Consider the following 10,268-nt stretch of genomic DNA (forward strand, 5'->3'; position numbering starts at 1 on the left):
ATTCTCCTATCACTATTAGTACAGATCATCAATCCTGACTGACGAGTCTGAGTGCTTCTTCATCGGCGAAGATGGTCACATTTGTATGAAGCTTCAAAGCGGATGCAGGGAACTGTTCATCAGGCTCTCCATACACCAATTGTCTGATAGCTTCTGCCTTGGCTGAACCTGAAGCGAGCAGGATGATTTTCCGGCTATCAAGAATCGAAGCGATTCCCATTGTAATGGCTTTAGCCGGAACCTCTTCTATAGAATTGAAAAATCTTGCGTTAGCCTTACGCGTACTTTCCGCAAGGTCCACGACATGAGTACGGCTGTTAAAGGCGGTTCCCGGTTCATTGAATCCGATATGCCCGTTTTGTCCGATTCCCAGCAGCTGCAGATCAATATCCACCAGGTCCTTGATCAGCTGCTCATACCGTTTACATTCCCTGGAGATATCCTTTGCGGCTCCATTGGGAAGATGTGTGTTTTCCATCTTTATATCCAGATGGCTAAATAGTTCGCTATTCATGAAATGCCTGTAGCTATTTGGATCAGAAGGGGGCAGGCTGATATATTCGTCCAAATTAATGGTCGTGACTTTTTCATAAGAAGTGCCATTTTCCTGGTGATCCTTAATCAGCTCGGCATAGACGCCTTTTGGTGTACTGCCGGTTGCTAGCCCTAATGTCATATCAGGCTGCCGGCGAACTTTATCAATCATCAGCCTGGCAGCTTTGCGGCTCATATCGTGATAATCGGCAGCTCGAATGATGTTCAATTCCCATTCACCTCACGTTCAAAGGCTTTGACGCCTCTGCAGAAGGTCATGGCAACCTCAAGGTTTTGATCGAGTACAACCAGGTCTGCATCCTTGCCTTCTGAAATGCTCCCTTTCCGGTCGAAAATATTGAGCTGTTTGGCTGGATTGATGCTCGCAAGCCGGACAGCTTCAGACAGCTGGATATCTGTAAAGTCCATCATATTTTTAATGGAGTCTTTCATTTTCAAAATACTTCCAGCTAATGTGCCATCAGCAAGCAGGGCCTGGCCATTTTCAACCTTTACATCCTGTCCGCCAAGGTCATAATGGCCATTTTTCAGGCATTTGGCTCTCATGGAATCTGTTATCAGAATCATTCCATCTGCGCCTTTTGCGTTCAGTGCAAGCTTGATCATCTCCGGACGGACATGAATTCCGTCAGCAATCATTTCAACAATCAATTCTTTAAATAAAAGCGAAGCACCGGCAACACCAGGTTCACGGTGATGCATGCCTCTCATTCCGTTAAAAAGATGGGTCACCTGTTTAGCTCCCGACTGAACCGCTTTCTCCATTTCGGTAAAAACGGCATCACTATGGCCAATTGAAGGAACAACCCCATTTTCACTTAAATAGCGTATAAATTCATAGCCATTTGCTTTTTCAGGTGCAAGTGTGATCAGCTTGATGGTTCCGTCCGCTGCTTCCTGCCAGCGCTTAAAGAGTTCAATATCAGGCTCGAGGATATGATCCTTCGGCTGGGCTCCGCCTCTTGCTTCGTTAATAAAGGGGCCCTCCAGGTGGATTCCGATAACTTCAGCCTTGCCGGGAGTACTTTGTTCTTTTTGGAAGCGAGCCGCATTGATCAGTGCAGCTTCTATTTTTTCTTTTTCCTGTGTGATGGTTGTTGCTAGGAAGCTTGTAGTTCCTTCTTCAGGCAAAACGCCGGCCATCGTGTTCAGTGCTTCAAATGTTGCATCCATTGTATCGGCACCGCCAGCACCATGTATATGGACATCAATAAATCCCGGGCAGATTGTATGCTCAGGTGAAAGTTCTATCGTTTCTGTATCCTGGCCAATGAAAGGAAGCTCCTCTAAAGGTCCAGTCTGCAGGATCTGCTCATTTTCTATTAAAATAAACCCTTTATCAATCGTGCTGTTTTCCAGAAGGATTCTGGCGTTTTTCAGTAAAAGACGGCTCATTTTCAAATCATCTCCGTTTGAATGATACCTTTATTATAAAAGGTTTGAGTTTAGATGTCTATACCAGTTGAGTGGATTTAACTCTCTGATGCTATTTGGTCTATACAACTAAAAAAGGATAGAAGGCGATTGAACGCGTTCTATCCTATTTATTTGAGTTTTAGAAGAAATACATACCAAAAATGATTATTTTGTATCCGCAGCAGCTTCCCGCAGATAGCCATTATGCTTTTTCAGAAGCTCGGCTGCTGCTTCACCTTTTAATCCTGTTAAAATCTGAAGAATGGCAGCTTTTGTATGATAGTTTTGTTCTTTAAGTGCGGTCCGGGCTTCTTCATCAGATGCACCTGTAGCCATTTTGACGATGCTTTCTGCGCGTTTAAACAGCTTCTCGTTTGTCATTTGCACATCAACCATTAAATTGCCGTACACTTTTCCGAGCTTAATCATGGATGCTGTTGTTAACATATTCAGGACGAGCTTTTGTGCAGTGCCTGCTTTCATTCTTGTGGAGCCGGTAACCACTTCAGGACCAGTGATGGGTGCTATCGTATATTTAGCGACTTTTCCCATTTCAGGGTCTTTGGTGCAGGCGACAGCAACCGTAACTGCACCGACTTCATTCCCGTATTGAAGAGCTCCGATCGTGTACGGCGTACGGCCGCTCGCCGCAATGCCTACAAGCACATCCTTGTCCGATATTTGAATATCTGCAACATCCTGGCGCCCCTGCTCACTGTTATCCTCAGCGCCTTCAACCGCCTCAGTCATGGCTTCCTTGCCCCCGGCAATAATCCCGACAACCATCTCAGGATCTGTTCCGTATGTTGGCGGGCATTCTGAAGCATCGATAATGCCAAGGCGTCCTGAGGTGCCGGCTCCCACGTAAATTAGGCGGCCTCCTTTTTTAAAGCTCTCCGTAATTTCATCCACCACTTTTACAATGTGGGGGATTTCTCTCGCGATGGCATTAGGAACTATTGTATCCTCCTGATTAATGATTGTAATAATTTCTTCTGTTGACATTAAATCAATTTCCATTGTTTTTGGGTTCCGCTGCTCAGTATTAAGCTTTGTAATATTCATTATTTATCCCTCACTATTAATTGAAATTTAGTTCCTGCCTTAATGTGATCAAGCAGGGGCATATCTTCTTCTATTACTCTGGCGATTACATTCACGCGTTCATCCCGGGGGAGATCTGCTAAAGTAATCTGCAGCTCTCCTGCATAGCGGCCGTATAAAATATTATCAATTGTGACACTGCCTTTTTTACGTTCCAGCTGATTTATTGGTTCCCATTTAGCTGTTCCTTGCCCGGCATAGGACCTGGATTCAACTGACCTTACAACATCCCGGGCAGGATCCATCCGATTAGTATGAAGGTTACTAAAAAGAGTTTCATTGATTTGTCCTCCGGTCAGCTCGATTCGGAGAGGCACAGCACCTTGGGCTATTTTCGCCAGCTGAGAAAGTGTTCCGTCTTTTACAGAATGGTCACCAATCAATACCTTATCTGTATAGCAGCTGTTCATCAGTTCAGCCGCCGCCGCAGCAGGTGAGAAGCCCCGGTGTTTTTCAAGAGTAGGCAGACCGGCAAAAATGGGTCCGCGAAGTTCCCCGTCTCCAGGCACAAATGCCATGGTAGTTATTCCGATGCTTTTTAGGAACTTATTTCGCTCTATTAGAAAGTCTTTATCCAATCCCGTTTCAGGCCGCGGGTAAAAGTTATGCCAGGCTTCTATATTATTGGTTTTTAATCCCAGTTCCATCCACTCATGCAATTCTTCAGCAGAGATTGTACTGGCATTGATTCCGAGTTTCATTTTTTTTGAAAGTTCAACAATCTGTTCAGAAGTGAAGCCGTAATCAGCCCGGATTCCGGTCAGGCCCCATTCGAGAAGTGTATCAATTGAATCCCATCCCAATCCTAAATGGCCCAATGATTGAGGGGAAACATCAGCGAGGAGTTCCATATGATGCTGTTTTGCCAGGTTCCCAAGATTCTGAAGCAAATGTTTATAAGTGCTGTGGTCATCTTCTGGAATGTGGAGGGATGTGAAAATGGATGTGAGGCCATGAGAAGCCGCCCTTTCTATCCATTCCGCATTTTGAAGCTGGCGTTCTTCTGATAAGTAAACTGAAATTCCAAGCATTCTAATCACCTCGTTTAATCTGAATATTATAAAAATACAGGTTCATAAGTAAAGAAGGAGGAATTCTCCTCCTTCTCCTTGTATTTTATATGTTTTTAGCCATTTCCTCTTTGAATCCGAACAGCCATGTGAACAGGAAGCCGAAAGCATAGGCAATTAATAGACCAATCAGATACAGTATAATTTGATTGGTATGAACGAGGAAGGCAAGCGGTATGCCGGAAACCCCGATGGCTACTGTAGCAATTTTAAAGAGCGCCTGGAAAGCACCGCCGACAGCAGCTCCAAGACATGCTGTCAGGAACGGGCGCCCCAGCGGCAGGGTTACACCGAAAATAAGCGGTTCGCCAATACCGAGTATTCCTACCGGAAGTCCGCCTTTGATAACTTTTTTCAGGCGGGCATTTTTTGTTTTGAAGTAGATGGCGAAAGCTGCCCCTACCTGGCCGGCACCGCCCATTGCAAGAATCGGCAGCAGCGGGTCATCGCCGATTGAGTTAATCAATTCCATGTGAACTGGTGTTAAACCTTGATGCAAACCAGTTACAACTAAAGGAAGGAATGTTCCGGCAAGTACTAATCCGGCAAGGATGCCGCCGACATCAAGTATGCCAAGCAGGCCTTTAGTAATAATATCTGATAGGAATCCGCCAACAGGCTGCAGGATGAAGAATGTTGCAAAACCTGTAAGTAATAACGCCAGTGTCGGTGTTACGATTATATCAATCGAAGAAGGAATGACTCTGCGGATCCTTTTTTCCAAAAAGGCCACCAATGCAGCAGCGAGCATAACTCCAATAAGTCCACCGCGGCCAGGAACCAATGCTTCACCAAAAAGAGTGATATTGGCAAGGCCAGGGTTGATTAATAGAATACCGGCTGCACCGCCAAGAGCAGGAGATCCTCCAAACTCCTTCGCCGTGTTAATACCAACAAATACGCCAAGGTAACCGAATAAACCCCAGCCAATCAGATCAAGCATTTGAACAAGCGTAGATTCAGGATCTCCGCCTGATTTGATGATGACATTATTGATCCCGGCAATCAAACCGGAAGCAACGATAGCCGGAATCAGCGGAATGAAAATACTTGCTATTTTTCGTAAAAATAGCTTGAATGGCGTAGCGTTTTTCTCATTGATTCCGGCTTTCGTCCGTGCTGCCAGTCCTTCTAATGAAGTATCAATCTCTTCTTCATCGTCAACGGAAGAAACCCTTTTGCCTGTCATTTTGGAAACTTCGTCAGCAACCTTGGTGACGATTCCGGGCCCAAGAATGATTTGGAGTGTTTCTGCTTCCACAACACCCATGACGCCGTCAATATCTTTGATGCCATTCAGGTTGACTTTGCTTTCATCGACCGGCTTCACTCGAAGACGGGTCATGCAGGATGCCAGTTCCGCGATATTGCCGGTGCCGCCCAACTGCTCCGTAATCTCTTTCGCCAAGCGTTCTTCTTTACGCATGAGCTTTTCCCCCTCTTTTTTAAAATAAATAAATGTAATAAGAGCTAAAAAATAAAATGAATTCGCTTACACACCCATATTACCAAGCTTAAGTATAGTTGTCTATACCATTTATATATTTTCGTACGGGCATGTCATCATATTTATACGCAGAACAATCTTGAAAATTGTCCTTTATAGACGGGAATAAGCATATATGCCTAGTGTTAATTTTGAAAAAAACGATTTCAGAAATTTGGTTCTGGGTTAAAAAGTGCTAAAATAGAGTGAAACTTCCGCCAGCCTGTTTTTTTGCTGACGTTAGCCTGCGTCCTGCAGGAGCGGGTCACTCAGGCGCTGTGACAGGATGCCGCTGTTTAGCTTGAGTTCACTCCGAAATTAAAAGGATTAAATAGTTACATATAAAGAAATCATCTGAACCGCAGCATTAAGGGAGGAACCTAATTTGGTAAAAGTGCGCACGAAAGATATTATAGAAAAATTTGGGCTCGAATTGATTGCCGGTGAGGAAGGCATCAACAGGCCGATTACAACGAGTGACATTTCACGTCCAGGCCTTGAGATGGCAGGGTATTTTGATTATTATCCAGCTGAACGCGTTCAGCTGATTGGAAAAACGGAACTGTCTTTCGTTGAAACATTAACGAATTCTGAACGGGAGATTCGTCTTGAACGGCTCTGTACAGATATTACGCCCGGCATAATCGTGACGAGAGGGCTTGATATACCTGAGCAGCTGATTGAAGCAGCTGAAAGAGAATCGGTTCCGCTGCTTCGCTCCAAGCAAAAAACGACCCGTTTTTCCAGCTTGCTGACAAACTTTCTGGAGAGCAAGCTTGCTCCAACTACAGCCGTACATGGCGTCCTTGTTGATATTTATGGGGTAGGAGTACTGATAACAGGTAAAAGCGGTGTAGGTAAAAGCGAGACAGCACTCGAATTAGTAAAACGCGGACATCGCCTTGTTGCGGATGACTGTGTGGAGATCAGGCAGGAAGATGAAGACTATCTGGTAGGAAATTCACCGGAATTGATCGAACATCTGCTTGAGATCCGCGGCCTTGGCATTATAAATGTTATGACCTTGTTCGGTGCTGGAGCTGTCCGAAGCTATAAAAAAATCTCTGTGGTTATGAATCTTGAGCTTTGGGATCCGAAAAAGCAGTACGATCGTCTCGGTCTGGATGAAGAAAAAATGAAAATTATCGATACCGAGGTTACAAAGCTGACCATTCCGGTAAGACCCGGACGAAATCTCGCTGTCATCATTGAGGTAGCTGCAATGAATTTCCGCTTAAAGAGAATGGGAATGAATGCAGCGGAACAATTCACGAACCGCCTCTCAGATGTAATTGAGGATGGAGACCATGATGATCGTTAATCTGTGAATACAGGTCATTCGTTTTCAATCAAACGTTTGATTGAAAACTGTTAAACTTAATAAAAAAGTATAGATAAAGGGCGCTTTGCGCTTTTCGAAAGGAGAAGTGATCATGGAAAGCAATATTCAGCCGTTAGATCCGATTGCCATATCCCTTGGTCCGATTCAGGTCCATTGGTATGGTTTGATTATCGGGGCAGGTATTGCCCTTGCTCTCATTATCGCAATGAGAGAGGGGGAAAGAAGGGGACTCCCTAAAGATATCTTTGCCGATTTAATGCTGTGGGCCATTCCTATTGCGATTATTTCCGCAAGGATCTATTATGTTATTTTTCAATGGGATTTCTACTCGCAGAATCCGGGTGAAATCATCAAAATATGGAATGGCGGAATTGCCATTCATGGGGCCTTAATAGGTTCTGTCATCACCGCATATGTTTTTTCAAAGAAGAGGAAGATATCTTTCTGGAAGCTGGCTGACATAGCTGCACCAAGCATCATCTTGGGGCAGGCAATCGGGCGCTGGGGGAATTTTGTGAACCAGGAGGCTCATGGCAGGGAAGTCAGCCGGGCATTCCTTGAAAATATGCAATTGCCTGATTTTATCATTAATCAGATGTATATTAACGGAGCCTATTACCATCCGACGTTTTTATATGAATCCATTTGGAATATCATTGGGTTTATCATTCTTATCTTATTAAGAAAAGCAAACTTAAGACGCGGGGAGCTTTTCCTTTCTTATGTTATCTGGTATTCGGTCGGGCGTTTCTTCGTTGAAGGCCTGCGTACTGACAGCCTGATGCTTACTGAGAGTTTAAGAATTGCTCAGACGATATCTATCGTTCTAATAATTGTGGCGCTAGTTCTGATTTTTTATAGAAGAGCAGAGGGTCTTGCCAAAGCTCGTTATTTGGATAAAGCCGAGGGGAAATAAAGATTAGAGGAGAGTAGAAACATGCTGGTTGAATCATCCAAACGGGGGCTGATGGCCGGCTTAAAGACAACATGGACACTCGGGAAAGTGATATTCCCGGTCACGCTGATTGTTGCACTGCTGCAGCATACGCCAGTGCTTCCATGGGTTATCAAGCTGATCACGCCCCTTATGAATCTGATTGGGCTGTCAGGAGATGCATCCATACCGCTTGTATTGGGGAACTTCTTAAATCTATATGCGGGGATTGGAGCCATTTTAACGCTTGATCTGACAGTTAAAGAAGTATTTATTATTGCCGTCATGCTGTCGTTTTCACATAATATGCTGATCGAAACGGGAGTGGCGCTGAAGGTCGGTGTGAAGCTCTGGGTCGTTCTTGCAGTACGCATCGGATTGGCACTGCTAAGCGCCATTGTCATCAATCTGGTTTGGCAGGGTGGAACCGAAACAGCTAAGTACGGGTTTATTCCGGCAAAAGAAGAGCAGGCAACGGGGGCATTGCCAATCCTGCTGGATGCACTTCAGACTGCTTTGCTAGGCATTATCCAGCTGGCCCTCATCGTCATTCCGCTGATGATTATTATTCAGATTTTAAAAGATAAGCAATGGCTTGCTGTCTTTTCAAGATGGATGGCGCCTGTGACCAGGGCGCTTGGAATGAAAGAAAATACGTCAACAACTCTTGCGGCGGGCTTGCTGATTGGCCTTGCCTATGGGGCGGGCGTCATGATCCAGGCTGTAGAGGAAGATGGCGTCAGCAAAAAAGATGTCACGATCGCCTTTATTTTCCTTGTTGCCTGCCACGCAGTTGTTGAAGATACACTGATTTTCGTGCCGCTTGGCATTCCGGTACTGCCGCTTCTCCTGATCCGCCTGTTTGTGGCGATCATCCTGACATTGGTGGTGGCAATGATCTGGAACCGTGCCGATCTGGCAAAAAGAAAGGAAGCAACATATGAGCATTAACACATTATTATTTGATTTAGATGGAACACTGATTGACACAAACGAATTGATTATTTCTTCATTTTTGCATACTCTTGGAAAATATTATCCTGACCGCTATCAGCGGGAGGATGTACTTCCGTTCATGGGGCCAACCCTTCATGAAACATTTGAGTCCATCAACCCTGATAAAGTGGAGGAGATGATCTCAGTTTACCGGGAGTACAATATTAAAAACCACGACGTGCTTGTGAAGGAATTTGACGGCGTGTTTGAAACGATTCGGACTTTAAAAGAATCGGGATATAAACTTGGCATTGTGACGACGAAAGTTTCCAATGTAGTTGAAAAGGGCTTAAAGCTGACAAATCTTGACCAGTTTTTCGATGTGGTTGTTACACTGGATCATGTCGAAAAACCAAAGCCGGATCCGGAGCCAATCCTGAAGGCGCTGAGCCTGCTGGATGCGAAGCCGGAGGAAGCCATTATGGTCGGCGATAATTCACACGATATAGACGGCGGGAAAAATGCCGGCACGAAAACGGCAGGTGTTGCCTGGACAGCGAAAGGCCGTGATTTTCTTGCGCGCTTTGAACCGGATTATATGCTCGACAATATGGCTGACCTGCTCGATATTCTTGAGGCAGAAAACCAATGAGAAAAACGGAGCGTTTTCCGGTAGAGGGAGGCAATTCACTCTGGCATGTGTATAAAACGGTTCCGTTCCTGAAGGTTGTCAAAAACTTTATTGTGATCCAGCTTGCGCGCTATACGCCTTTTCTGGCCATGAAAAATTGGCTCTATCGGAATTTCCTGAGGATGAAGGTGGGGGATCAGACATCATTCGCACTTATGGTTATGCTGGATGTTATGTTCCCGGAAAAAATATGTGTCGGCCGGAACACGGTCATTGGCTACAACACGACAATCCTTGCTCATGAATATTTGATTAAGGAATACCGCCTTGGCCGGGTTGAGATTGGCAGTGAAGTCATGATAGGAGCCAATTCAACCATTCTTCCCGGCGTTACAATTGGCGATGGTGCGATTGTTTCTGCCGGGACCCTAGTTCATAAAGATGTTCCGGCTGGTGCCTTCGTTGGCGGTAACCCGATGCGTGTCATTTATACAAAGGAAGAGCTTGCCGATCGCTGGGCAGACGATCCGATATATGGTGCAGATAAAAACATGACTCCGCTTGCTTAGGCTGGCGGAGTTTTTTTAATAATTGTATGTGCTGCTGGATAAATTCTAATAGATTGCAGATATATATCGAAATACGCTGGATAAAAATCATATCTTGTTAGAAAAATGAAGTAGGATGCAGGATAAAATAAACAAGCTGCCAGATATTCCAGATGAAAGTCTTTAAAGTAAATAACCTTTCCAAAAAAGAACAAACTATTAAAGCTCCTTTTAAAAAAGGGAGCC

General features: G+C 44.8%; 11 protein-coding genes. 5 read left to right on the plus strand and 6 right to left on the minus strand.

Annotation, left to right across the window (positions count from 1 at the left end):
* Nucleotides 1-28: 28 nt before the first annotated feature.
* From nagB to AC6CHU_RS10725, 5 genes are all read right to left on the minus strand, one after another.
* Entirely contained in the window at nt 29-763 is a 735-nt protein-coding gene (gene nagB / locus AC6CHU_RS10705; RefSeq protein WP_498121602.1) for a glucosamine-6-phosphate deaminase, read from the minus strand.
* Nucleotides 760-1,950, minus strand: coding sequence for an N-acetylglucosamine-6-phosphate deacetylase (gene nagA / locus AC6CHU_RS10710; RefSeq protein ID WP_159863696.1), 1,191 nt, complete (start codon nt 1,948-1,950; stop codon nt 760-762). The genes nagB and nagA overlap by 4 nt, the downstream gene beginning before the upstream one ends.
* A 186-nt stretch (nt 1,951-2,136) precedes the next feature.
* Nucleotides 2,137-3,036, minus strand: a complete 900-nt coding sequence (gene murQ / locus AC6CHU_RS10715) for an N-acetylmuramic acid 6-phosphate etherase (RefSeq protein WP_159863695.1) — start codon at nt 3,034-3,036, stop codon at nt 2,137-2,139.
* On the minus strand, nt 3,036-4,106 hold the full coding sequence (locus AC6CHU_RS10720) for a DUF871 domain-containing protein (protein ID WP_159863694.1): 1,071 nt from the start codon (nt 4,104-4,106) through the stop codon (nt 3,036-3,038). The genes murQ and AC6CHU_RS10720 overlap by 1 nt, the downstream gene beginning before the upstream one ends.
* A gap of 85 nt (nt 4,107-4,191) precedes the next feature.
* Nucleotides 4,192-5,571 carry a PTS transporter subunit EIIC gene (locus AC6CHU_RS10725; protein ID WP_159863693.1) on the minus strand — a complete coding sequence of 460 codons (1,380 nt, stop codon included), beginning with the start codon at nt 5,569-5,571 and terminating at the stop codon, nt 4,192-4,194.
* A 445-nt stretch (nt 5,572-6,016) separates the two neighbouring features.
* Here AC6CHU_RS10725 and hprK point away from each other — a divergent pair, with 445 nt between their 5' ends.
* The 5 genes from hprK (at nt 6,017) to AC6CHU_RS10750 (ending at nt 10,043) form a co-directional block, all read left to right on the plus strand.
* Complete coding sequence (gene hprK / locus AC6CHU_RS10730; protein ID WP_159863692.1) at nt 6,017-6,952, plus strand: HPr(Ser) kinase/phosphatase; 936 nt, start codon at nt 6,017-6,019, stop codon at nt 6,950-6,952.
* A gap of 112 nt (nt 6,953-7,064) precedes the next feature.
* On the plus strand, nt 7,065-7,889 hold the full coding sequence (lgt, locus tag AC6CHU_RS10735; protein ID WP_159863691.1) for a prolipoprotein diacylglyceryl transferase: 825 nt from the start codon (nt 7,065-7,067) through the stop codon (nt 7,887-7,889).
* A 21-nt stretch (nt 7,890-7,910) separates the two neighbouring features.
* The gene (locus tag AC6CHU_RS10740; RefSeq protein WP_159863690.1) at nt 7,911-8,858 is read left to right on the plus strand and encodes a nucleoside recognition domain-containing protein; all 948 of its coding nucleotides are present in this window, start codon (nt 7,911-7,913) and stop codon (nt 8,856-8,858) included.
* A complete protein-coding gene (gene ppaX / locus AC6CHU_RS10745; RefSeq protein ID WP_159863689.1) occupies nt 8,848-9,495 on the plus strand; it encodes a pyrophosphatase PpaX in 648 nt (215 codons plus the stop codon). Before AC6CHU_RS10740 ends, ppaX begins: the two co-directional genes overlap by 11 nt.
* Complete coding sequence (locus tag AC6CHU_RS10750) at nt 9,492-10,043, plus strand: acyltransferase (protein ID WP_498121606.1); 552 nt, start codon at nt 9,492-9,494, stop codon at nt 10,041-10,043. Before ppaX ends, AC6CHU_RS10750 begins: the two co-directional genes overlap by 4 nt.
* Here AC6CHU_RS10750 and AC6CHU_RS10755 read toward each other — a convergent pair.
* Nucleotides 10,040-10,268 (minus strand): hypothetical protein (locus AC6CHU_RS10755; protein WP_498121608.1); only part of this gene is annotated, 229 nt, incomplete at its 5' end. The genes AC6CHU_RS10750 and AC6CHU_RS10755 overlap by 4 nt on opposite strands.

The sequence above is a fragment of the Cytobacillus sp. GQ23 genome (assembly GCF_059758675.1).

Coding starts and splice junctions, on each gene's coding strand:
- nagA (WP_159863696.1), bottom strand. CDS start 1,950: ATGAGCCGTCTTTTACTGAAAAACGCCAGAATCCTTCTGGAAAACAGC.
- murQ (WP_159863695.1), bottom strand. CDS start 3,036: ATGAATATTACAAAGCTTAATACTGAGCAGCGGAACCCAAAAACAATG.
- AC6CHU_RS10720 (WP_159863694.1), bottom strand. CDS start 4,106: ATGCTTGGAATTTCAGTTTACTTATCAGAAGAACGCCAGCTTCAAAAT.
- AC6CHU_RS10725 (WP_159863693.1), bottom strand. CDS start 5,571: ATGCGTAAAGAAGAACGCTTGGCGAAAGAGATTACGGAGCAGTTGGGC.
- lgt (WP_159863691.1), top strand. CDS start 7,065: ATGGAAAGCAATATTCAGCCGTTAGATCCGATTGCCATATCCCTTGGT.
- AC6CHU_RS10740 (WP_159863690.1), top strand. CDS start 7,911: ATGCTGGTTGAATCATCCAAACGGGGGCTGATGGCCGGCTTAAAGACA.
- ppaX (WP_159863689.1), top strand. CDS start 8,848: ATGAGCATTAACACATTATTATTTGATTTAGATGGAACACTGATTGAC.
- AC6CHU_RS10750 (WP_498121606.1), top strand. CDS start 9,492: ATGAGAAAAACGGAGCGTTTTCCGGTAGAGGGAGGCAATTCACTCTGG.